The organism is Jidongwangia harbinensis, from assembly GCF_020216025.1.
Lineage (GTDB): Bacteria > Actinomycetota > Actinomycetes > Mycobacteriales > Micromonosporaceae > Actinoplanes > Actinoplanes harbinensis.
The window spans coordinates 114,117-136,558 of the sequence record NZ_JAIWNC010000025.1 but is presented as its reverse complement, the minus strand read 5'-3'; the positions used below and the strand labels follow the sequence as shown (position 1 = coordinate 136,558).

Here is a 22,442-nt window from a genome sequence, read left to right as displayed (position 1 = left end):
CGCCGGGGCCAGTTTCGTAGTGGAGTGGGGACACCTGCTTGTTTCGGTTGCGTGAACGCGCGCCCGGCGGCAAGGTGGCGATAACGGTCATTAACCATGAAACGAGGTCAGATGGCGAGCGCGACCGAGAGCGCGGGACGGGCCCTACTGGCGGTCGGCGGGCTGGTGCGCCGGGCGGAGGTGTCCGGCGACGGCCGCACCCTGCACCAGATCGGCGGGCGGGAGGCGGACAGCTTCTACCGCGACCGGTGGTCGTACGACAAGGTGGTGCGGTCGACCCACGGGGTGAACTGCACCGGGTCGTGCTCGTGGAAGGTGTACGTCAAGGACGGCATCATCACCTGGGAACAGCAGCAGACCGACTACCCGTCGGTCGGCGCGGACCGCCCGGAGTACGAGCCCCGCGGCTGTCCCCGGGGCGCCGCGTTCTCCTGGTACACCTACTCGCCGACCCGGGTGCGGTACCCGTACGCCCGGGGCGTGCTGGTGGAGATGTACCGGGAGGCCAAGGCGCGCCTGGGCGGTGACCCGGTCGCCGCGTGGGCCGACATCCAGGCCGACCCGGTGCGCCGGCGCCGCTACCAGCAGGCCCGGGGCAAGGGCGGGCTGGTGCGGGTCACCTGGGACGAGGCACAGGAGATCGTCGCCGCCGCGCACGTGCACACGATCGGCACGCACGGCCCGGACCGGGTCGCCGGTTTCTCGCCGATCCCGGCGATGTCGATGGTCTCGCACGCCACCGGCGCCCGGTTCCTGTCGCTGATCGGCGCGTCGATGCTGTCGTTCTACGACTGGTACGCCGACCTGCCGGTCGCCTCGCCACAGATGTTCGGCGACCAGACCGACGTGCCCGAGTCGGGCGACTGGTGGGACGCCTCCTACCTGGTGATGTGGGGCTCCAACGTCCCGGTCACCCGGACCCCGGACGCGCACTGGATGGCCGAGGCCCGGTACCGCGGCCAGAAGGTCGTGGTGGTGTCGCCGGACTACGCCGACAACGTCAAGTTCGCCGACGAGTGGCTGCCCGCGCAGCCGGGCACCGACGGCGCCCTGGCGATGGCGATGGGCCACGTGATTCTCAAGGAGTTCTTCGTCGACCGGACGACGCCCCGGTTCGCCGACTACGTGTCGCGCTACACGGATCTGCCGTACCTGGTGGCGCTGGAGCCGGTCGAGGGCGGCGGATACCGGCCGGGCAAGTTCGTCACCTCCGCCGACCTGGGTGCCACGGACGCCGAGGCCGCCTTCCGGCCGGTGCTGTGGGACAGCGCCACCGACGCGCCGGCGGTGCCCAACGGCTCGCTCGGCGACCGGTTCGGCCCGGCCGGCGTCGGCAGGTGGAACCTCGACCTCGGCGACATCGTGCCCCGGCTCAGCTGCGCCGGCGGCGACGGGGTCCCGATCTCGCTGCCCCGCTTCGACAACGACAATCCCGAGCTGATGCTTCGCGGGGTGCCCACCGCACGGGTCGGCACCACGCTGGTCACCACGGTCCTCGACCTGATGCTCGCCCAGTACGGCGTCGCCCGGCCGGGGCTGCCCGGCACCTGGCCGACCGGCTACGACGACGCCGCGGTGCCGTACACGCCGGCCTGGCAGGAGCCGATCACCGGCGTACCCGCGGCGGCGGTGGCGCGGATCGGCCGGGAGTTCGCCGACAACGCCGACCGGTCCGGCGGCCGGTCGATGATCCTGATGGGGGCCGGTACGAACCACTGGTTCCACTCCGACACCACCTACCGGGCCATGCTCACGCTCACCACGCTGACCGGCTGCCAGGGTGTGAACGGCGGCGGCTGGGCGCACTACGTCGGGCAGGAGAAGTGCCGCCCGGTGACCGGCTGGGCGCACCTGGCGTTCGGGCTGGACTGGTCCCGGCCGCCGCGGCAGATGATCGGCACCGCCTTCTGGTACACCCACACCGACCAGTGGCGCTACGACCAGTACGGCGCGGACGTGCTGGCCTCGCCGCTGGCCAAGGGCGAGTTCACCGGCCGGCACACCGCCGACCTGCTGGCCAAGTCCGCCCGGCTGGGGTGGATGCCGTCGATGCCGACGTTCGACCGCAACCCGCTGGACGTGGCCGACGAGGCGCTCGCCGCCGCCCCGGACGATCCGGCCGGGCACGTGGCGCGGGAACTGGCCGACGGGCGGCTCGGGTTCGCCTGCACCGACCCGGACGCGGAGCAGAACTGGCCCCGGGTGCTCACGGTGTGGCGGGCGAACCTGCTCGGCTCCTCGGCGAAGGGCAACGAGTACTTCCTGCGGCACCTGCTCGGCACCGACGCGTCGCTGCGCGCGGCCGAGGCGCCGCCGGAGAAACGCCCGCGGGACGTGGTGTGGCACGACGAGGCACCCGAGGGCAAGCTGGACCTGCTGCTGTCGCTGGACTTCCGGATGACCTCCACCACGCTGTTCTCCGACGTGGTCCTGCCCGCCGCGACCTGGTACGAGAAGCACGACCTGAACACCACGGACATGCATCCGTTCATCCACGCGTTCACCCCGGCGATCAGCCCGCCGTGGCAGACCCGCACCGACTTCGACGCGTTCCACGGCATCGCGAAGGTCTTCTCCGAGCTGGCCGGCCCGCGCCTCGGCGTCCGCCGGGATCTGGTCGCGGCGCCGCTGCTGCACGACACCCCGGACGCGATGGCGACCCCCGGCGGGGTGGTCCGCGACTGGCGGACCGGCGAGGTCCCGGCGGTGCCGGGCCGGACCATGCCGAAGTTCGTCGTGGTCGAACGCGACTACGGCGCCGTCGCCGCGAAGCTGGCGTCGCTGGGACCACTGCTCGACCGGCTCGGCACCACCACCAAGGCGGTCACCGTCGACGTCAACCCGGAGGTCGAGTTCCTCAAGAAGATCAACGGCACGGTACGTGGCGGCGTCGCCGACGGCCGGCCCCGACTGGACACCGACATCCGGGCCTGCGAGGCGATCCTGGCGCTCTCCGGCACCACCAACGGCCGGGTCGCCACCGCGGGCTTCGAGTTCCTGGAGCGGCGCACCGGGCAACGGCTCGCCGACCTGTCCGCCGAGCACGAGGGCAAGCAGATCCGGTTCGCCGACTGTCAGGCGCGCCCGGTGCCGGTGATCACCAGCCCGGAGTGGTCCGGCAGCGAGCACGGCGGCCGGCGGTACTCGCCGTTCACCATCAACACCGAACGGCTCAAGCCCTGGCACACCCTGACCGGGCGGCAGCACTTCTATCTCGACCACGACTGGATCCAGGAACTGGGCGAAGAACTGCCGGTGTTCCGGCCACCGCTGGACATGCACAAGCTGTTCGGCGAGCCGCGGCTCGGCGCCAAGGGCGAGCTGGAACTGACGGTGCGCTATTTGACCCCGCACTCGAAGTGGTCCATCCACTCCGAGTACCAGGACAACCTGATCATGCTGACGCTGTCCCGCGGCGGACCGACGATGTGGATGAGCGAGAAGGACGCCGCCACGATCGGGGTGACCGACAACGAATGGATCGAGGCGGTCAACCGCAACGGCGTGGTGGTGTGCCGGGCCGTCGTGACGCACAAGATGCCCGCGGGCACGGTCTACCTGTACCACGCCCAGGAACGGGTGATCGACGTGCCGAAGTCGGAGACCAACGGCCGGCGCGGCGGCATCCACAACTCGCTGACCCGGCTGCTCCTCAAGCCCAGCCACCTGATCGGCGGGTACGCCCAGCTGTCGTTCGCGTTCAACTACCTCGGCCCGACCGGTAACCAGCGCGACGAGGTCACCGTGATCCGCCGCCGATCGCAGGAGGTCGAGTACTGATGCGCGTGATGGCCCAGATGTCGATGGTGATGAACCTCGACAAGTGCATCGGCTGCCACACCTGCTCGGTGACGTGCAAGCAGGCGTGGACCAACCGCTCCGGCGTGGAGTACGTGTGGTTCAACAACGTCGAGTCGCGCCCCGGGCAGGGTTATCCGCGGACGTACCAGGATCAGGAGAAGTGGCAGGGCGGGTGGACCCGGACCCGGACCGGACGGCTGAAGCCGAAGGCCGGCGGCCGGCTGAAGAAGCTCCTCAGCATCTTCGCCAACCCGAAGCTGCCGGCCATGCAGGACTACTACGAGCCCTGGACGTACGACTACGAGCACCTGCTCACCGCGCCGGCCGGCGACGACACCCCGGTGGCCCGGCCCAAGTCCCTGCTGACTGGCGAGGACACGAAGGTGACCTGGTCGGCGAACTGGGACGACTCACTGGCCGGGGGCAACGAGATCGCGGCCGGCGACCCGGTGCTGCGGCAACTGTCCGAACAGGTGCGCCAGGAGTACGAGAAGGCGTTCCTGTTCTTCCTGCCACGCATCTGCGAGCACTGCCTCAACCCGTCCTGCGCCGCGTCCTGCCCGTCCGGAGCCATCTACAAGCGGGCCGAGGACGGCATCGTGCTGGTCGACCAGGACCGCTGTCGTGGCTGGCGGATGTGCGTGACCGGCTGCCCGTACAAGAAGGTGTACTTCAACCACCGCACCGGCAAGGCCGAGAAGTGCACGTTCTGCTTCCCGCGCATCGAGATCGGGCAGCCCACCATCTGCTCGGAGACCTGCGTGGGTCGGCTGCGCTACCTCGGGCTGGTGCTCTACGACGCCGATGCCGTCGGCCGGGCCGCGGCGGTCAAGGACGAACACGCCCTGTTCGAGGCGCAGAAGTCGGTCTTCCTCGACCCGCACGACCCGGCGGTGATCGCCGCCGCCCGGGCCGCGGACATCCCGGAGGACTGGATCGCCGCGGCGCAGCGGTCGCCGATCTGGGACCTGATCATGAAGTACGAGGTGGCGCTCCCGCTGCACCCGGAGTACCGCACCATGCCGATGGTCTGGTACATCCCGCCGCTGTCACCGGTGGTCGACATCCTGCGCGACACCGGCCATGACGGCGAGGACGTGGGCAACCTGTTCGGTGCGGTGGAGGCTCTGCGGATCCCGGTCGACTACCTGGCCGGGCTGTTCACCGCCGGCGACCCCGCACCGGTGACCGCGGTGCTGCGACGGCTCGCCGCGATGCGCGCGTACCAGCGCCGGATCAACCTCGGCGAGGACCGCGACGAGTCGATCGCCGCCGCGGTCGGCATGACCGGCGAGCAGATGGACGACATGTTCCGGTTGCTGGCCATCGCCAAGTACGAGGAGCGCTACGTGATCCCGGCCGCCCACGCCGAGGACGCCCATCACCTCGAACAACTCGCCACCGATTGCAGCCTGGAAGGCGGCCCGTTCGGGGAGTCCTCGGGCGCGCCCACCCCGATCTCGATCGAGAACCTGCACATGCTGCGCGACCGGCAGACCGCGGACTCGGTCGCCGCACCCGACGACAAAGAGGCCCGGGTCAATCTCCTCAACTGGGACGGCAAGGGCCGCCCCGAGGGACTGTTCCCGCCCAAGAAGGACGGAGCGAACTCGTGAGCACGCCGACCTGGCGGCCGGTCGCGGCCCGCGCGGCCTCGCTGCTGCTGCGTTATCCGGACGCGGCGGCGCTCTCCGTGCTGCCGACCCTGACCGCGGCGCTCGGCGAGTTGCCGGCACCGGTGGCCGAGCCGCTGCGGGAAGTGGCCGGGTACCGGGCGAAGCACGACCCGACCTCGCTGGCCGCGAGCTACGTCGAGCTGTTCGACTTCCGCCGCCGCTGCTGCCTGCACCTGACCTACTACACCGCCGGCGACACCCGGCGGCGCGGGGAGGCGCTGGTGCTGTTCGCCGGGGCGTACCGGGACGCCGGGGTGCGGGTGGTCGACGGCGAACTGCCGGACTACCTGCCGGCGGTGCTGGACCTGGCCGCGCTCGACGACGGCGGCTGGCGGCTGCTGCGGGAGAACCGGGTCGGGCTGGAGCTGCTCTCCCGGGCGCTGGAGGCGCAGAGCTCGGTGTACCGCAACGTGCTGGACGCGGTGACCGCGATGCTGCCACCCGCCGAGCCCGGCGACATCGCGGCCGCCCTGCGGCTGGCCCGGACCGGTCCACCGGTCGAGCAGGTCGGCCTGGAACCGTTCGGGCTGGTCGACACCACCGGAGGCCGGCGATGAACGTCCTGCTCTGGGTCGTCTTCCCCTACCTGTGCATCGCCATCCTGGTCGGCGGGCTGATCTGGCGGTACCGCTACGACAAGTTCGGCTGGACCACGCGCTCGTCGCAGCTGTACGAGAGCGCCGTGCTGCGCTGGGGCAGCCCGATGTTCCACTTCGGCGTCCTGATGGTCCTGATCGGACACATCGGCGGGCTGATCGTCCCGAAGGCGTGGACCGAGGCGGTCGGGATCACCGAGCACGCCTATCACCTGACGGCCGTGTTCGTCGGCACCGTCGCCGGGTTCTGCACGCTGATCGGCATGGCCATCCTGATCGCCCGCCGCCGCCTGACCGGACCGGTGTTCGCGGCCACCACCAAGAACGACAAGGCCATGTACCTGGTCCTCGCCTCGGTGATCGTCCTGGGTCTGTGGTCCACCCTGCGGGCCAACGTCTCCGGCGACGGCTACGACTACCGGGAGACCATCTCGCCCTGGTTCCGGTCGCTGTTCTACCTCAGCCCGGACCCCGAGATCATGGCCGGCGTCCCGCTCGGCTTTCAGATCCACATCATCGCCGCCTTCGCGCTCTTCGCGTTCTGGCCCTTCACCCGCCTGGTGCACGCCTTCAGCGCGCCGGTGGGCTACCTGACCCGGCCGTACGTGCCCTACCGCAGCCGGGACCCGCGACCGGGGCTGCGCAGGTCCCGGCCCGGCTGGGAGGGACCACCGAGGCTGCCCACCCGTTCCGGCCGCGACCGTGGCTGACCGGACCGAACCCCGAGGAACCGCGATGACCACACCTGCAGACGCGCCCGCCGGCGCGGCGGTGCGACCGGGCGCCACCCGCAACCTGATCCTGGCGACCGTCGGGTTCACCGTGAACTTCTGGGCCTGGGCGCTGCTCGGCCCGCTGGGACCGGGCGTGAAGGAACGCCTGGGCCTCAGCTTCGCCGCCCAGTCGTTGCTGGTGGCGGTGCCGGTGCTGGTCGGCTCGCTGGGCCGGATCCCGGTCGGCGCGCTCACCGACCGGTACGGCGCCCGGGTCATGTTCCCGATCGTCAGCCTCGCCACCATCGTCCCGGTGCTCACGCTGACCGTGGTGTCGTCGTACCCGGCGCTGATCGTCACCGGCTTCTTCCTCGGCCTCGGCGGCACCACGTTCGCGGTCGGGGTGCCGCTCGTGTCCGGGTGGTTTCCGCCGGCCCGCAAGGGCTTCGCCATCGGCGTCTTCGGTGTCGGCATGGGCGGGACCGCGATCGCCAACTTCACCACCGTGAAACTGGCCGACACGTTCGGCGAGAACACCCCGTTCCTGCTCGTGGCAGCGTTGCTTGCCGGGTACGCGGTGGTCGCCTTCCTGCTGATTCGGGACGCACCGGGCCGCCAGCGTCCGGCCGGGTCGGCGTGGGCCCGGCTCGCCGAGGTCGGCCGGCTCGCCGTGACCTGGCAGATGTGCTTCCTGTACGCGGTCGGCTTCGGTGGTTTCGTCGCGTTCAGCGTCTACCTGCCGGCGTACCTGCGGGAGGCGTACGGCCTGACCGCGAACGACGCCGCCCTGCGGACCGCCGGTTTCGTCGTCCTCGCGGTCATCGCCCGGCCGGTCGGCGGATGGCTGTCCGACCGGCTGCACCCGGTGCCGGTGCTGGTCTGGTGCTTCGCCGGGACCGCGTTCTTCGCCGTGGTGCAGGCGTTCCGGCCGCCCCTGGTGCCGGTCGCCACGATCGCCTTCCTGGCCATGGCCGGGCTGCTGGGAGCGGCCAGCGGCGCCGTGTTCGCACTGGTCGGCAAGGTCGCGCCGGCTGGTCAGGTGGGCAGCGTCACCGGCGTGGTCGGTGCCGCCGGTGGACTCGGCGGGTTCGTCCCGCCGCTGATCATGGGCTGGGTGTACGGCGTGGAGAACTCGTACGCGATCGGTCTCATGCTGCTGTCCGACGTCGCGCTCGCGGCCGCCGTGTACACCGCGGTCAAGATGAGCGGCCTCCGCCGTCCCGCCCCCGCCTGACGGGGCGCCTGCTCGTCGTGCCGGACGCCCGGCACAGCCGGACCGCGATCGAGGACGCCGGGGTCCGGCTCGCCGTCGCCGTACCCGGATGATTCCGCGCGGCCGGGGCCGACCGCCGAGACGTCCCGGCCGCGCGGAGACTCAGCGCTGCACGACCAGCCGCCGCGCCCGCAGCAGCCGCGCCCACCACGGGCGGGGCGTGCCGTCGCGCAGCGGTGGCGCGCCGGTGCGCTTCAGGCTGACCCAGCCGCCCGGCCCCATGCTGACCGAGCCGATCGCCGGCGGGCGCCGCAGCGCCACCGCGGCCGACGCCGCGACGGCGGACACCGCCACCGTGGCCAGCGCGGCCAACCCCAGCCGGGTCAGGTCCACCGCCGGCCGGCACCCGGTCTCCTCGACCGCGTGGCCGCCCGGCCGCACCGCCAGTCCGGTCGTCATCACGTACCCCCTGTCCGCCGTTTCCGGCTGCCGGGTCGTCCCCTTCCGTGGTACCGCCGTGCCGGTCCCGGCCGGTAGGGCCGTCCGGCCCGGCACCCGGGCGGGGGCCGAAGGTCCCGCCGGAACGGGCCGGGCAGCCCGGCATCGACGTCATTGGCCCCCTGTCACCGGTGATCGGCCCGGCATAGCCTGAACTGGCCAGGCAAGCAGTCGCCACACGGAAGGAACGACCGTGACCGCAGTATCGGAAAGCCAGGCCGGCGCCCACGACGACGAACGGGTGCGGGCACTCGCCACTCCGGACGACACGGAGATCGGGCAGCTGGACGCGTGGTGGCGGGCGAACAACTACCTCACCATCGGCCAGATCTACCTCGGTGGAAATCCGCTGTTGCGCGAGCCGCTGACGCCGGAACACATCAAGCCGCGGCTGCTCGGCCACTGGGGCACCAGCCCGGGCCTGTCGTTCGTCTACGCCCACGTGTCCCGGCTGATCCGGCACACCGGGCAGCAGGCCATCTACCTGGCCGGTCCCGGGCACGGCGGCCCGGCGCTGGTGGCCGCGGGCTACCTGGAGGGTACCTACAGCGAGGTCTATCCGGCGGTGTCCCAGGACGAGGCCGGGATGCTGCGGCTGTTCCGGCAGTTCTCCAGCCCCGGCGGCATCCCCAGCCACGTGTCGGTGACCACGCCCGGCTCCATCCACGAGGGTGGAGAGCTGGGCTACGTGCTGGTACACGCGTTCGGGGCGGTGATGGACAACCCCGACCTGCTGTCGATCGCGGTGGTCGGTGACGGCGAGGCGGAGACCGGCCCGCTGGAGGGTTCCTGGAAGGGCGTCTCGTTCCTCAACCCGGCCCGCGACGGTGCGGTGCTGCCGATCCTGCACCTGAACGGTGCGAAGATCGCCGGTCCCACCGTGCTGGCGCGCAAGGACCGGGCCGAGGTGCGGTCCCTGCTGGAAGGCCACGGGTACGACATCATCGAGGTCGAGGGCGACGACCTGCCCGGCATGCACCACCGGTTCGCCGCGGCGCTGGCCCAGGCGTGGGGCCGGATCCGGGACATCCAGCGCTCTGCCCGGGGCGGGGACTGGGACGGCACCCGGCCGCGCTGGCCGCTGATCATCCTGCGTACCCCGAAGGGCTGGACCGGCCCGGCCGAGGTGGACGGTGTGGTGGTCACCGGCACATGGCGGTCGCACCAGGTCCCGCTGTCCGGCGTGCGTGACAACCCGGAGCACCTGGCCCTGCTGGAACAGTGGCTGCGGTCGTACCGTCCGGAGGAGCTGTTCGACGCCGACGGCGCACCGACCGAGCTGGTGCGTGCGCTGGCGCCCGAGGGTGATCTGCGGATGAGCGCCAGCCCGCACGCCAACGGCGGCGTGCTGACCCGTGACCTGGACCTGCCGGACTTCCGCGACTACGCGCTGGACGTGCCGAAGCCGGCCGAGGTGCGCGCCGAGTCGACCCGCAGGCTGGGTGACCTGATGCGCGACATCTACGCCCGCAACCCGGACCGGTTCCGGTTGTTCAGTCCGGACGAGACGAACAGCAACCGGCTCGGCTCGGTGTTCGAGGTGTCCGACCGGGCCTTCATGGAACAGGTACGGCCCGGCGACGTGGCGATCGGCCGGGACGGCCGGGTGATGGAGGTGCTCTCCGAGCACAACTGCCACGGCTGGCTGGAGGGTTACACGCTGACCGGGCGGCACGGCATGTTCGCCACGTACGAGGCGTTCGCCATGGTGAGCGCGTCGCAGACGGTGCAGCACGGCAAGTGGCTGCAGGAGGCCGGGCATCTGCCGTGGCGGGCGCCGGTGCCCAGCCTGAACGTGCTGCTCACCTCGACCGCGTGGCGCAACGACCACAACGGCTTCTCGCACCAGGGACCCGGCCTGATCCAGGTGGTGCTGACCCAGCGCGGCGACGTCGCCCGGGTCTATCTGCCGCCGGACGCCAACACGCTGCTGTCGGTGGCCGACCACTGCTTCCGGTCCCGGTCGTACATCAATCTGATCGTGATCGACAAGCAGCCGCAGCTGCAGTGGCTGACCATGGACGAGGCGGTCGAGCACTGCGCCAAGGGCGCGGGGGTGTGGGAGTGGGCCGGCACCGACGACGGCACCGCCGACCCGGACATCGTGCTGGCCTGTGCCGGTGACGTGGTGACCATGGAGACCGTGGCGGCCGCGCAGATCCTCAAGGAGAAGCTGCCCGGGCTGAAGGTGCGGGTGGTCAACGTGGTCGACCTGATGACGCTGGTCCGGCCCAAGGACCACCCACACGGGATGAGCTCGACGTACTTCACCGAGCTGTTCACCGACACCGTGGACGTGGTGTTCTCGTTCCACGGCTACCCGGGCGCGATCCATCAGCTGGTGCACGGGCGGCCGGACGCGGACCGGTTCCGGGTGCGCGGCTTCATCGAGCAGGGCACCACCACGACGCCGTTCGACATGACGGTGCGGAACAAGGCGTCCCGCTACCACCTGGTGCTGGACGCGATCAACAACGCCAAGCGGCTGCCCCGTGGCGCCGCCGAGCTGAAGCAGTGGTGTGAGCGGCAGCTGGCCGGCCACGAGGAGTACATCGTCGAACACCTCGAGGACATGCCGGAGGTGCGGGACTGGTCGCTCGGCGACTGGGCGGCCCGCGGCTGATCCGGCGCGGCGGCGAGTCGCGGATGCGACAGGTCACCGGCCGAACCGATGCGGTGCGGCCGGTGACCAACCGGGTGACAGCTCAGCTATCCGGAGGGTACGAGATGCGCATCCACAGGCTCGGAGTCATCCTGACCGCCGCCACCCTGGCGCTCGCCACCGCCGTTCCCGCAGCGGCGGTGGCGCCACCGGTCGACACCGGGCAGCTGGTCCGGTTGGACTCGCTGGGCGGGGTCGGATCGTTCGGCACCGCCATGAACCAGCGCGGCGACATCATCGGCGAGAGCGTCGACGCCGCGGACAACTACCGGGTCGTGGTGTGGTGGCACGGCCGGCGTACCCCCACGGCTCTCGACGTCGAGGGCGTGCGGGCCGGCGCGATCAACGAGAAGGGCCACGTCGTCGGGTACGTCGAGGGCGGCCTGTTCCTCTGGCGCGCCGGCGCGGTCACCTATCTGCGCCGCGCCGCCGTGGCCTCGTTCGAGGGCGTCGTCATCAACGACCGGGATCAGGTCGCCGGTACCGCGAACGACCGGAACGACGCCTTCCGCGCCTTCCGGTGGGATCGCGACCGCCTGACGATGCTGCCGACCCCCGCGGGGATGAACAGCCGAGTCGTGGACATCAACAACCGCGGCCAGGTCGTCGGCACGATCACCCGGCCCGGCACCTCCACCGAGCGGGCGGTGCTGTGGGAGCGCGGCCGGATGACCGAGCTGGGCACCCTGGGCGGCGACGGCAGCGTTCCCACGGCGATCAACGATCGCGGCCAGGTGAGCGGCTTCAGCACCGTCGCCGGATCGTCCGACGACCGTCCGTTCCTCTGGCAGCACGGTCGGATGACCGACCTGCTGGTGGGCACGGAGGCCACCGCCGGCCGGGTGTGGGGCCTCAACCGGGCCGGGACGATGACCGGGTACGCCCGTTTCGGCGACGACTCGCGGCCGGTGCTCTGGCGGGACGGCCGCATGGTCGTCATCGGCCTGCCCGGTCACGTGGGCAGCGGCTCGTTCCTCAACGACCGTGGTGACGTGGCCGGGCACACCTGGGCGGATCCGCAGAGCACCGCCGTGCCGTTCCGCTGGCGTGACGGGCACACCACGTTGTTCCCCGAGCCGGTCAGCGACATCGCGATCCGGGTCGTCGGGCTGGACCGGCACGGCCGCATCGGGGTGGACCAGGAGACGTCGCAGTTCGGCAACCTCGTGCTGCGCTCGGTCGCTTGACCTCAACCGCGATCGAGGTTCTACCGTCGCTGCCATGACGATGCAGGAGCTGTCCGACGCCGAGCTCGCCGCGCAGCCGGCCGCGTACTGGACCGGCGTGGCCTACCAGGCGCTGATCGCGTTCACCCGCGCCGAGCAGGCCAGGGCGGGCTTCAGCCAGCCGCAGTTCTGGCTGCTGCGCAACCTGTCCGCGAACGACATCTCGGCCGACGGCCGCGGCATGACCGTCGGCGAGCTCGAACAGGCGATGAGCACGTACCTCCGCGCCGAGGACGACCTCGGCGCCGAGGCGGAGGTGTTGCGGGAGCGCGGCCTGCTCCGCCGCGACGACGCGGGCCGGTGGTGGATCACCGGAGCGGGGGAGGAGGCGCGGACCGAGTGGAAGAAGTACGGCCCGGCGATCCGCGACCGGATCCATCGGGGCATCGACGACGCCGACTACGTCACGGCGCTGAAGGTGCTCCGGCGGATGATCGAGAACACCACCCCCTGACGGGCTAACCGTCGATCAGGCGGAGCAGGACGGCACCGTGGTCGGCGCCGTACTTGGCGGTGTAGAAGGCCATCACCCGGTCCCGCTTGTCCGGGGTGGCGTCGGCCAGGACGTACCTCTTGTGGCCGTTTCCCTCCATCGACACCTCGTGGTCGGGGTGGAAGGCGTGCGACAGGGCGGCGGGATGGACGTTGACCCAGTGTTCGCCGTCGTGCACCACGTAGCGCAGATCGTGCTCCGCGGCCTCGTCGCGCACCGTGAACCGCAGGCGCATCCGGTAGTGGTCGGCAATCCGCATCAGGCCGGTGCCGTTCCACCGGTTCTCGAACGATTCGAGTGCCAGTTCGCCGAGGTCGCCCTGCACCCGGACCTCGCGCTGGGAACTGTCGCTCACCCGCCGGTCGCGGAACAGGCCGTAGGTCAGCCAGTCGTCGATCCGGTAGAAGGCGTGCGCCGGGCCGACCGAGCTGACCCGGACCTGGAGGAGTTCGCGGTGCAGTGCCGGGAGGTCGTTGAGGACGGCGTCGAGTCGTTCGATGTTCTGGCGCATCAGCACGATGGCGTCGGTGGGCGCCACCTGGCGGGCGCGCTCGGCGGCGTCCGGGGAGGACGGGTCGGTCAGCATGATCCGGAAGCGCACACCCCGGTCGAGGGCGTCGCGGACGGCGGCCACGAAGGCGGTCTCGTACTGGCTCTCCAGCAGGCCGGTCCAGTGCTTCCAGATGTCGACGCGGTCCTCGGCCTTCTCGACCCGCCTGATCACCTCCCAGTAGTCCAGGCGGTTCCGCCGGCGCACCGCGTTGCGGCTGAGGATGAGGATCAGCGGTTGCAGCACCAGCGCGGCGAGGACCAGATCCAGCAGGTTCGCGCCCATGTTGATCCGCAGGTCCGTGCTGAAACCGTCGACCTGGCGCACCGGGTACAGCAGCAGAAACGCGGCGACGAGCAACATCGCTCCGATGCCCGCGTACAGATAGGAGAGCCAGTATCTGCTGCGTGCCCGCCTCCGTCGTGCCATGGCGTTCATGGTTGCAGCAGTCGATCGATCGACCAAGACGAAAGTGTGCGGGGCCGGAGGCCGTAAAGTGGTTAAGCGGAACACTCTTTCAGAAAAGCGGTGGGAGCCTCGTGACCGAAGACCCGATCGAAGCGGCGGCCGGGCGTACCCCCGCACGTGGTGACCGGCGGGTGCGCGTCGACGCGCAGCGCAACATCGACGCGCTGCTCGAAGCGGCCAAGGCGGTCTTCGGCACCTCGGGGGTGGACGCGCCGGTCCGCGAGATCGCGGCCCGGGCCGGGGTCGGCGTGGGTACCTTCTACCGGCACTTCCCGCTGCGCTCCGACCTCGTCACGGCGGTGTTCCGGCGCGAGGTGGACGCGACCGCCGACGCCGCCCCCGCGTTGGCCGCGGAGTACGAACCGGGCGAGGCGTTGAGCCGGTGGATCTACCGGTTCACCGATTTCATCGCGACCAAGCGTGGCCTGGCCGCCGCTCTGCACTCGGGCGATCCGGCGTTCAACGTTCTGCCGGACTACTTCATGCAGCGGCTCGGCCCGGCTCTGGGCGGGCTGCTCGACGCCGCCGTGGAGGCGGGTGCGGTGCGGCCGGGGGTGAGCCCGAAGGACCTGCTGTACGCCGTCAGCAACCTGTGCGCCTCCGGCGACGAGGGCGGCGACCACGGTCGGCGCATGGTCGCGCTGCTGATCGACGGCCTGAAGTACGGCGCCGGGAAGCCGGCTCCCTGACCGGCCGGGGCTGTTGCCTCCGCCACACGCCTTGCTAAGCGGAACGTCTTTCCATATCTTTGTGGAACAACGTTCCGCTTGAGGTGTCCACCGTCAGGAGCAATCGCCATGCCCACTCCCGTGATCTCCCTGCGCCCGGTGCTGCTGCCCGCCCCCGGCCGTGGCGCGGACCTGCACGTCCGGGTGTCCGCCCCGGCGACCGGCGGCGAGCTGCCGATCATCGTCTTCGCGCACGGCTTCGGCGCGTCGATGGACGAGTACGACCCGCTGGTCGGCTACTGGGCCGCGCACGGCTTCGTGGTGATCCAGCCGACCCACCTCGACTCCCGCACCCTGGGCCTCGCGCCCGACGACCCACGCCAACCGGAGATCTGGCGCATCCGGATCGACGACCTGAAGCGCGTCCTCGACCAGCTGGACCTGATCGAGGAGTCCGTTCCCGGCCTGGCCGGACGGCTCGACCGGAGCCGGATCGCCGCGGCCGGCCACTCCTGGGGCGGGCAGACCGCGAGCACGCTGCTGGGCGCCCGGGTCCTCGGCGCCGACGGCGTGCCGGGGGAGGACCTGAGTGACCCGCGGATCTCCGCGGGCGTGCTGCTCGCCACGGCCGGTACCGGCGGCGCCGACCTCACCCCGTTCGCCGCCGAGCACTTCCCGTTCATGAGTCCGAGCTTCGCCGGCATGACCACGCCGGCCCTGGTGGTCGCCGGGGACAAGGATCAGTCCGCGCTCTCGGTTCGCGGGCCGGACTGGTTCACCGACCCGTACCACCTGAGCCCGGGCCCGAAGAGCCTGCTCACCCTCTCCGGTGCGGAGCATTCGCTGGGCGGGATCAACGGGTACGCCGTCACGTCGACGACCGACGAGAGCCCCGAACGGGTCGACCTGATCCGGCGGCTCGCCACGGCGTACCTGCGCAGCGTCTGGTATTCCACGGACCGTGGCTGGGCCGCGGCGAGCGCCGAACTGGTGGACGGCCCCGATTCGCAGGCCCGGATCGAATCCAAGTGAGCACCGGTACGGCGCGGCATCGGGGTGGCTCCCGGACGGACTACCGGTCTCCTACGACCGGCCGGGACGGCACCCCGGCCACGTGGGCAGCCGCGGGCGCGGAAATCCGGGAGCGGCTGTCGCCACCCGATGCGGCGGGCAGCCGCTCCCGGGGTACCGAGGTTCAGCGCAGGTAGATGTTCGGTTGCGGCGGTGTGGTCATGCCGTCGCCGAGGAAGAAGCTCGGGTGCGGCGGCTGGTTGTAGGCGGTGTTCTGCCAGGCGACGGCCACCCGGTACTGGGCGTCGTGCAGCAGGGTGTGGATCCGCCGGGTGGTCGGGGTGGGAGTGGCGTAGATGCGCAGCGCGGCGTTGTCGTCGCGGGGCAGGATGATTTCTTCGCGCCAGTCCCCGAAGAGATCACCGGACAGCGACGGAGTGGCCTTCGTGCCGTTGACGGAGTGGGCGCCGGAGCCGGTGAGTAGGCGGGTGTTCCCGCCGGTGCCGTACTTGTCGACGTGGTTGCCGTCCAACAGTTCCCGTACCGGGTCGGCGTCCCACCAGGCCAGGAAGTTGGCGGTGCCGGGACTGCGCCCGGCGTTGCCGCCGGAGCCGTTGAACAGGCTGGTCAAGCCGGTTCCGACACCCCAGAACTCGCCGCCGGGGCTGCCCGCGTGAATGTCACCGGCGGCCCCGCGGGCGGGACCCTCGCAGCCACAGGTGTTGGCCCGCTGGAAGATGGTCGCGCCGTTGTTGGCGTCGCGGAGGGTGGCCGCGGTGCCGCCGCTCTCGTGGATCTGCCAGATCTCCTGGCCCGGACGGCTCGGTACGAAGTCGCTGACGTGCAGGGCATCGCCGTGCGGATGAGTCGCGTACCGGCCGGTGCCGTTGGCGTTGACGGTCATGCCGCCGTAGATGATCTCGTCGGTGCCGTTGCGGTCGACGTCGGCGATGGACAATGAGTGGGTGCCGCGGCCGGTCCACTGGCTGCCGGCGGTGCGGGAGTCGAATTTCCAGCGCAGCCGCAGGGCGCCGTCCCGGAAGTCCCACGCCGCGATCGCGCTCCGGGCGTAGTAGCCGCGACCCATGACGACGGTCGGACGCCGGCCGTCCAGGTAGGCCGTACCGGACAGGAACCGGTCGCCGCGGTTGCCGTAGTTGTCCCCCCAGTCGCTGATGTTGCCCCGGGCCGGCTCGAACGCCACCGTCGACATGGCGGCGCCGGTGAGCCCGTTGAACATGGTCAGGTACTCCGGCCCGGTGATGATGTAGCCGGACGAGTTGCGGTGGTCGGCGTTGCGGTCACCGATCACCTGTCCGGTGCCGGAGACGGTACCGTCACCGGTCTTGACCGCCATCTCGGCCCGGCCGTCGCCGTCATAGTCGTACACCTGGAACTGGGTGTAGTGGGCGCCGGCCCGGATGTTGCGGCCCAGGTCGACGCGCCACAGGCGGGTGCCGTCGAGACGGTACGCATCGAGGTAGACGTTGCTGGTGGTACCCGACTGCGAGTTGTCCTTCTGGTCGGCCGGATCCCACTTCAAGAAGAGCTCGTACTGGCCGTCGCCGTCGACGTCGCCCACGCTGGCGTCGCCGGCCGTGTAACTGCCGCCCGGCCGCGAGATCGGCACGTCGAGGTAGGTGCCCCCGGCGAAGCGCAGCGACGGTTCGGAGGGGACCTGCTCCACACCGTCGACGACGGCACGCACGGTGTACGACGCGTCGGCGGGTGCGCCATCGTCCAGGAGGTTCGTGGAGTTCGTGATCGGCGCGGAGTTCACCCGGGTGGCGCCCCGGTACACGTTGAAGCCGATGGTGGCGGGTTCGGTGCCGAGCAGCCGCCAGGAGAGCAGATTCCCGGCTCCGGAGCGGACGCTGACCAGCCCGCGGTTGAGGTCCTCCAGCTGCCGTCCGGATCCCGATGGCGGCGTCGGCGGTTCGGACGGGGGCGGGCCGGAGGGCGGCGGATCCGACGGCGAGGGCTCGCCGGTGGGCGGCGCCGCCTGCCCGGTGCAGGCCGTACCGTTCAGGGCGAAGCCGTTCGGCGCCGGGTTGCTGCCGGCCCAGGAGCCGTTGAAACCGAATGCCACCCGGGCATTCGTCGCGAGGCCGGCGTTGTGGCCGACATTCCGCGCCGTGACCTGGCTTCCGCTCTGCGTGACACTTGCCTCCCACGCCTGCGTGACGGTCTGGCCGGCGTCGTACGCCCAGGTGACCGACCAGCCGTCGACCGGATCGCCGAGGTTCGTGAGCGTGACGCCGGCGCCGAAGCCGCCCGGCCACTGATTCGTGACCGTGTAGTCGACTCGGCACCCGGCGGCAGCCGCGCCGGCGGCCACCGCGGTGAGGACGCCGGCGCCGGCGACTCCGGCGGCAAGGGTGGTGGACAGCAGCGCAACGCGCCACCTCGATCGAGGGAACATTCCTACTCCAATGCATGGCGGAGCTGCCTCCGTCACGGAGGCATGCGGTGTGGATCGGTCGATCACGCCCTCGGCTCGAAAGGGGGATCGCTGCGCCGCGAAGCTCGCGTGGCTGAAAGCTTTCAATGCCGCGGCGCCAAGAACCCCCGCTGTTGCTCGAACAGCGGAGACGGAACGCCCATGCCGCCGACCCAGAGGTCGGTGCCCATGGCTGGCGCGTTCCCCACCGTACTGAAGTCCATCGATGGATTCAAGTCTTCCGCACCGGGCTATAGTGACCATCGATGCCAGCACCGGTACGCCGTCGAAACGGCATTCGCGAGGTCGCCGCGGCGGCCGGTGTCGCGGTCGGCACGGTTTCCAACGTGCTCAACAGCCCGGGCCTGGTGGCCGACGAGACCCGTGAACGCGTCGAGCGGGTCATGCAGGAACTCGGCTTCGTCCGTAACGGGCTGGCCCGCCAATTGCGGGAAGGACGTGCCAGCACGGTCGGCGCCGTGATCCTGGACATCGCCAACCCGTTCTTCACCGAGGCCGCCCGCGGGATCGAGGACCGCCTCGCCGAGGCGGAGTGCATGCTCATTCTGTGCAGCTCCGACCAGCGCCCGGAGCGCGAGACCCGCTACCTGCAGATGCTCGAGGAGCACGGCGTACGCGGCATGCTGGTGACCCCGGTCCAGGTGGACGTCGAGCCGCTGCTCGCCATCCAGCGCCGCGGCGTACCCGTGGTCCTGATGGACTGCCCGAGCCCGGCCGAGGAAATCTGCTCGGTCTCGATCGATGACGAGCTAGGCGGCGAACTGGCCGCCTCGCACCTGGTCGGCCGGGGACATCGACGGATCCTCTTCCTGAACGGGCCGCTGCGCACCCCGCAGTGCGCGGCCCGCAGTCGCGGGGCGCAACGGGCGCTGCGCCGGGCCGGACTGGAGCCGTCGCAGCACCTGTTCGAGGTGGTGCTGCCGCGGGCCGGTACCGACCAGGCCGAGTCGACGCTGGATCAGGTGCTCACCCTGCCGGCGCCACCGACCGCCATCATGTGCGTCAGTGACCTGGTGGCCCTGGGTGTGATGCGGCTTCTCCGCAGGCGCGGCATCAGGGTGCCGGACGACATCGCCGTGGTCGGGTACGACGACGTGCCGTTCGCCGCCGAGCTCGCCACGTCGCTGACCACGGTCCGGCAGCCGATGTACGACCTCGGGCGGGCCGCCGCCGGTTTGTTGCTGGCCGAGTCGGACCATCGCACACCGCCGGGCGGCCGCCGGCAGGTGTACCGGCCCGAGCTGATCGTCCGCGAGTCCGCCTGACCGGGCGGCCGGCCACCGTGTCCACTGTGTGCGCGCTGCGCGTTCGGCCGCGATCGGCGACTTCTCAGGCAGCTGCCAGCCGAATCGACTTTCCCACCGGAGCGACATGTGGCAGATTCGGGGCAGCGCGGAGCGGCATTCGGGGAGATCGATCACATGGCACCAAGGGATGCGTCGTGAGACGCACCGTTCTGACGACCGTGACGTTCGTTGCCGGCTCCCTTCTCCTCGCCGTTCCGGCGCAGGCCGGCGTTCCCGTGGACGCGGTGCGGACCAGGGTGGCCGCGTCGGCGATCCGGACCGTGCCGTGCCAGCCCGGTGGCGTCTCGGCGGCCGACAAGTCGATCGCGACGGCGCTGCGGCCGGTGATGAACGGCCGGCGGCTCGGTTCCGCCGTGACCGGTTACAACATCTCGTGCGCGCGGGCGATCGTGGACGCCGTGCGGGCCCGCGGGCTGGACCAGCGGGCGGCCATGATCGCGGTGACCACGGCGATCGCCGAGAGCACCCTGCACAACTACGTCGTCGCCGTCGACCACGACAGCCTCGGCCTCTTCCAGCAGCGCCCGTCGATGGGCTGGGGCCGGCCCGAGCAGGTCGTCGATCCCGGCTACGCGACCGGCAAGTTCCTGGACGCGATGATCCGCAAGTTCCCGGGCGACGGCTGGCGGACCGCCGAGGTGGGACCGGTCTGCCAGCGGGTCCAGGGTTCGGCCTTCCCGGCGGCGTACCAGCCGGAGGCACACGACGCCCAACTCGTCGTGAACCGGCTGTGGGCGCAGGAGGCCAACCCCGTCGCCACCCCGTCGGTGCCGAACGCGGCGCCGACGACACCGGCGAAGGCGACCGGGCCGTTCCAGCGCTCGCTGCTGGTGACCGGGACCGGGCAGGGCCCGGCCGACGCCCGGCACGACGTGTCGACGGCCGACTGGAACGGCGACCGCCGCCCCGACCTGGTGGTGGTGCAACGTTCCGGCACCCGCAGCGGCCGCACCGAGCTCTACATCCTGGACGGGATGACGAACTTCAAGCGCCTGCTGCTGCACACCGGCACCGCGCTGGCGCCGACCGACGACCGGCACGCGTTCGCGCTGGCCGACTGGAACGGCGACAGCCGGCTGGACCTGGTGGTGACGCAGCGGTCCGGCACCGCCAGCGGCCGGACCGAACTGCGGGTGGTGGACGGCGCGTCCGGCTTCCAGCGCTACCTGCTGGAGACCCACACCGTGCTCGGCCTGACCGACCACCGCTACGCATTCTCGGTGGCGGACTGGAACGCGGACGGCCGGCTGGACCTGGTGGCGGTGCAGAAGTCCGGCACCCAGAGCCGGCGCACCGAGGTGCGGGTGGTGGACGGCGCGTCCGGCTTCCAGCGGTACCTGGTGGAGACCGGCACCAAGCTCGGGCCGACGGACCACCGCTTCGCGTACTCGGTGGCGGACTGGAACGCGGACGGCCGGCTGGACCTGGTGGCGGTGCAGAAGTCCGGCACGGCGAGCCGGCAGACCGAGGTGCGGGTCCTGGACGGCGCGTCGAAGTTCCGGCGCTACCTGCTGCAGGCCCGTACGGCGCTGGGGCCCACCGACGACCGGTACGACGTGTCCACCGCGAACTGGAACGGCGACCAGCGGCCGGATCTCGTGGTGGTGCAGAAGTCGGGCACCGCCAGCGGTCAGGCCGAGGCGCGCATCCTGGCCGGTTAGCGGCCCGTTCTCACCGCTCGGTCAGGCTCTGCATGGCCTCGTTGTAGCGGGCACCGGCCACGCCCAGCCGCGTCGCCGCCTCGTCGAGTTCGGCGAGGTCGGCGGCGGGCAGCCGGAGCCGGGCGGCGCCGATGTTCTCGGCGAGGCGTTCCCGCCGCCGGGTGCCGGGGATCGGCACGATCGACGGCCGGCGGGCCAGCAGCCAGGCGAGGGCGACCTGCGCCGGGGTGGCGTCGTGCGCCCCGGCCACCCGCGCCACCAGGTCGATGAGCGCCTGGTTGGCCGCCCGGTTCTCCGCGGTGAAGCGCGGAATCGTGGCGCGGATGTCGTCGGCGCCGAACTCGGTGGCGGTGTCCACGGTGCCGGTGAGAAAGCCCTTGCCCAGCGGGCTGAACGGCACCAGCCCGATGCCGAGTTCGTCGAGCGCCGGCAGGATCTCGGCCTCGATGTCGCGGGTCCACAGCGAGTACTCGCTCTGCAGCGCGGTGACCGGATGGACGGCGTGCGCGCGGCGGATCGTCCCGGCGCCCGCCTCGGACAGGCCGAAGTGGGCGACCTTGCCGGCCCGGACCAGTTCGGCGACGGTCCCGGCGACGTCCTCGATCGGCACGGCGGGATCGACCCGGTGCTGGTAGAACAGGTCGATCCGGTCGACCCGCAGGCGCCGCAGCGAAGCGTCCGCCACCCGCCGGATCTGCTCCGGCCGGCTGTCCAGGCCGACGGACCGGCCGTCCCGGACGTCCCAGCCGAACTTGGTGGCGATGACCACCCGGTCGCGCAGCGGCTCCAGGGCCTCGCCGACGAGTTCCTCGTTGACGTACGGACCGTAGACCTCGGCGGTGTCGAAGAACGTGACACCCTGCTCCACCGCGCCGCGCAGGACACCGATCATCGCGTCCCGGTCGCCCGGGTTGGGCCCGTAGCTCTGGCTCATCCCCATGCAGCCCAGACCGAGCGCCGACACCCGCAGTCCCTGTCCCAGCGTGCGGATCTCCATGCTGTTGACCTCCGTCGGCCGGCCGAGTGGCCGTCCCATCCTCGCACCCGCCGCCGCCGATCGCCGGGAGCTGCCTCGGCCGGCGCGGTGTTAGCCTCGGACGATGGGGCGGGGCCGGGCGAAGGCACAGCAGACCCGGACGGCACGGTTGGACACCGTGGTCGTTCCGGACCTGCTGGGGCTGACCGCGCCCGAGGCGGCCGGGCTGGGTGAGCGGGCCGGCCTGCGGGTGCTGGGTCCCGACGGCGACGCCGCATCGCCGGCCGAACTGCAGGGTCCGGTCGTCCGCCAGCGGCCGGAGCCCGGAGTGGTGACCCGGCGGGGCTCGGTGGTCGTGGTGCGGACCGCCGGCCCGGGCGGCGACGGCGGCGTGCGCGAGCCGCGCCGGCCGGTCCCGCCGACCCGGGAGGACCGCGCCGCCGCCGACCCGGCCTGACCGTC

Annotated in this window: 17 protein-coding genes; 13 read left to right on the top strand and 4 right to left on the bottom strand. The window is 71.4% G+C overall.

Translation table 11 applies throughout. The features are described 5' to 3' along the window. Nucleotides 1-111 precede the first annotated feature (111 nt). The 5 genes from LDL48_RS27995 to LDL48_RS27975 are packed head-to-tail and all read left to right on the top strand — an operon-like array spanning nucleotide 112 to nucleotide 8,020. A complete protein-coding gene (locus LDL48_RS27995) occupies nucleotides 112-3,780 on the top strand; it encodes a nitrate reductase subunit alpha (RefSeq protein WP_225258215.1) in 3,669 nt (1,222 codons plus the stop codon). Then, entirely contained in the window at nucleotides 3,780-5,417 is a 1,638-nt protein-coding gene (gene narH / locus LDL48_RS27990; protein WP_225258214.1) for a nitrate reductase subunit beta, read from the top strand. The genes LDL48_RS27995 and narH overlap by 1 nt, the downstream gene beginning before the upstream one ends. Continuing rightward, nucleotides 5,414-6,034 carry a nitrate reductase molybdenum cofactor assembly chaperone gene (gene narJ / locus LDL48_RS27985; protein ID WP_225258213.1) on the top strand — a complete coding sequence of 207 codons (621 nt, stop codon included), beginning with the start codon at nucleotides 5,414-5,416 and terminating at the stop codon, nucleotides 6,032-6,034. The genes narH and narJ overlap by 4 nt, the downstream gene beginning before the upstream one ends. Continuing rightward, on the top strand, nucleotides 6,031-6,783 hold the full coding sequence (gene narI, locus LDL48_RS27980; RefSeq protein WP_225258212.1) for a respiratory nitrate reductase subunit gamma: 753 nt from the start codon (nucleotides 6,031-6,033) through the stop codon (nucleotides 6,781-6,783). Before narJ ends, narI begins: the two co-directional genes overlap by 4 nt. 25 nt (nucleotides 6,784-6,808) lie before the next feature. Further along, nucleotides 6,809-8,020, top strand: coding sequence for an MFS transporter (locus LDL48_RS27975; RefSeq protein WP_225258211.1), 1,212 nt, complete (start codon nucleotides 6,809-6,811; stop codon nucleotides 8,018-8,020). Nucleotides 8,021-8,161: 141 nt separating this feature from the next. On the opposite strand, the gene LDL48_RS27970 is transcribed toward LDL48_RS27975, so the two are convergent. Continuing rightward, nucleotides 8,162-8,458 carry a hypothetical protein gene (locus LDL48_RS27970; RefSeq protein WP_225258210.1) on the bottom strand — a complete coding sequence of 99 codons (297 nt, stop codon included), beginning with the start codon at nucleotides 8,456-8,458 and terminating at the stop codon, nucleotides 8,162-8,164. Between the two features lie 280 nt (nucleotides 8,459-8,738). Between LDL48_RS27970 and LDL48_RS27965 the strand changes: the two genes are divergently transcribed. The 3 genes from LDL48_RS27965 to LDL48_RS27955 all read left to right on the top strand — a co-directional run bounded on the left by LDL48_RS27965 (nucleotide 8,739) and on the right by LDL48_RS27955 (nucleotide 12,839). Beyond that, on the top strand, nucleotides 8,739-11,120 hold the full coding sequence (locus LDL48_RS27965) for a phosphoketolase family protein (protein ID WP_225258262.1): 2,382 nt from the start codon (nucleotides 8,739-8,741) through the stop codon (nucleotides 11,118-11,120). A gap of 104 nt (nucleotides 11,121-11,224) precedes the next feature. Further along, on the top strand, nucleotides 11,225-12,346 hold the full coding sequence (locus tag LDL48_RS27960) for a hypothetical protein (protein ID WP_225258209.1): 1,122 nt from the start codon (nucleotides 11,225-11,227) through the stop codon (nucleotides 12,344-12,346). 34 nt (nucleotides 12,347-12,380) lie between these two features. Continuing rightward, nucleotides 12,381-12,839 (top strand): winged helix DNA-binding protein, encoded by a 459-nt coding sequence (locus tag LDL48_RS27955; protein WP_225258208.1) that lies wholly within the window; start codon nucleotides 12,381-12,383, stop codon nucleotides 12,837-12,839. Nucleotides 12,840-12,843: 4 nt separating this feature from the next. Here the strand turns inward: LDL48_RS27955 and LDL48_RS27950 are convergent, their stop codons facing one another. Then, nucleotides 12,844-13,857, bottom strand: a complete 1,014-nt coding sequence (locus LDL48_RS27950; RefSeq protein ID WP_225258207.1) for a hypothetical protein — start codon at nucleotides 13,855-13,857, stop codon at nucleotides 12,844-12,846. Between the two features lie 110 nt (nucleotides 13,858-13,967). On the opposite strand from LDL48_RS27950, the gene LDL48_RS27945 reads away from it, so the two are divergent. Together LDL48_RS27945 and LDL48_RS27940 are read left to right on the top strand one after the other, a co-directional pair. Further along, nucleotides 13,968-14,585, top strand: coding sequence for a TetR/AcrR family transcriptional regulator (locus LDL48_RS27945; protein WP_225258206.1), 618 nt, complete (start codon nucleotides 13,968-13,970; stop codon nucleotides 14,583-14,585). A gap of 108 nt (nucleotides 14,586-14,693) precedes the next feature. After that, on the top strand, nucleotides 14,694-15,596 hold the full coding sequence (locus tag LDL48_RS27940; protein ID WP_308016505.1) for an alpha/beta hydrolase family protein: 903 nt from the start codon (nucleotides 14,694-14,696) through the stop codon (nucleotides 15,594-15,596). A gap of 163 nt (nucleotides 15,597-15,759) precedes the next feature. On the opposite strand, the gene LDL48_RS27935 is transcribed toward LDL48_RS27940, so the two are convergent. After that, nucleotides 15,760-17,997 carry a rhamnogalacturonan lyase family protein gene (locus LDL48_RS27935; RefSeq protein ID WP_225258205.1) on the bottom strand — a complete coding sequence of 746 codons (2,238 nt, stop codon included), beginning with the start codon at nucleotides 17,995-17,997 and terminating at the stop codon, nucleotides 15,760-15,762. A 284-nt stretch (nucleotides 17,998-18,281) separates the two neighbouring features. Here LDL48_RS27935 and LDL48_RS27930 point away from each other — a divergent pair, with 284 nt between their 5' ends. Next, nucleotides 18,282-19,301 carry a LacI family DNA-binding transcriptional regulator gene (locus LDL48_RS27930; protein WP_225258204.1) on the top strand — a complete coding sequence of 340 codons (1,020 nt, stop codon included), beginning with the start codon at nucleotides 18,282-18,284 and terminating at the stop codon, nucleotides 19,299-19,301. Between the two features lie 176 nt (nucleotides 19,302-19,477). Further along, nucleotides 19,478-21,004 carry an FG-GAP repeat domain-containing protein gene (locus tag LDL48_RS27925; RefSeq protein WP_225258203.1) on the top strand — a complete coding sequence of 509 codons (1,527 nt, stop codon included), beginning with the start codon at nucleotides 19,478-19,480 and terminating at the stop codon, nucleotides 21,002-21,004. A 10-nt stretch (nucleotides 21,005-21,014) separates the two neighbouring features. Here the strand turns inward: LDL48_RS27925 and LDL48_RS27920 are convergent, their stop codons facing one another. Next, nucleotides 21,015-22,040, bottom strand: coding sequence for an aldo/keto reductase (locus LDL48_RS27920; RefSeq protein WP_225258202.1), 1,026 nt, complete (start codon nucleotides 22,038-22,040; stop codon nucleotides 21,015-21,017). Nucleotides 22,041-22,104: 64 nt separating this feature from the next. On the opposite strand from LDL48_RS27920, the gene LDL48_RS27915 reads away from it, so the two are divergent. Then, the gene (locus LDL48_RS27915) at nucleotides 22,105-22,437 is read left to right on the top strand and encodes a PASTA domain-containing protein (RefSeq protein WP_225258201.1); all 333 of its coding nucleotides are present in this window, start codon (nucleotides 22,105-22,107) and stop codon (nucleotides 22,435-22,437) included. Nucleotides 22,438-22,442 lie beyond the last annotated feature (5 nt).

Excerpts from the sequence above, each read along its gene's own strand:
- LDL48_RS27995 (WP_225258215.1), top strand. The coding sequence starts at position 112 with ATGGCGAGCGCGACCGAGAGCGCGGGACGGGCCCTACTGGCGGTCGGC.
- narH (WP_225258214.1), top strand. The coding sequence starts at position 3,780 with ATGCGCGTGATGGCCCAGATGTCGATGGTGATGAACCTCGACAAGTGC.
- narI (WP_225258212.1), top strand. The coding sequence starts at position 6,031 with ATGAACGTCCTGCTCTGGGTCGTCTTCCCCTACCTGTGCATCGCCATC.
- LDL48_RS27975 (WP_225258211.1), top strand. The coding sequence starts at position 6,809 with ATGACCACACCTGCAGACGCGCCCGCCGGCGCGGCGGTGCGACCGGGC.
- LDL48_RS27970 (WP_225258210.1), bottom strand. The coding sequence starts at position 8,458 with ATGACGACCGGACTGGCGGTGCGGCCGGGCGGCCACGCGGTCGAGGAG.
- LDL48_RS27960 (WP_225258209.1), top strand. The coding sequence starts at position 11,225 with ATGCGCATCCACAGGCTCGGAGTCATCCTGACCGCCGCCACCCTGGCG.
- LDL48_RS27955 (WP_225258208.1), top strand. The coding sequence starts at position 12,381 with ATGACGATGCAGGAGCTGTCCGACGCCGAGCTCGCCGCGCAGCCGGCC.
- LDL48_RS27950 (WP_225258207.1), bottom strand. The coding sequence starts at position 13,857 with ATGGCACGACGGAGGCGGGCACGCAGCAGATACTGGCTCTCCTATCTG.
- LDL48_RS27940 (WP_308016505.1), top strand. The coding sequence starts at position 14,694 with ATGCCCACTCCCGTGATCTCCCTGCGCCCGGTGCTGCTGCCCGCCCCC.
- LDL48_RS27935 (WP_225258205.1), bottom strand. The coding sequence starts at position 17,997 with ATGTTCCCTCGATCGAGGTGGCGCGTTGCGCTGCTGTCCACCACCCTT.
- LDL48_RS27930 (WP_225258204.1), top strand. The coding sequence starts at position 18,282 with ATGCCAGCACCGGTACGCCGTCGAAACGGCATTCGCGAGGTCGCCGCG.
- LDL48_RS27920 (WP_225258202.1), bottom strand. The coding sequence starts at position 22,040 with ATGGGACGGCCACTCGGCCGGCCGACGGAGGTCAACAGCATGGAGATC.
- LDL48_RS27915 (WP_225258201.1), top strand. The coding sequence starts at position 22,105 with ATGGGGCGGGGCCGGGCGAAGGCACAGCAGACCCGGACGGCACGGTTG.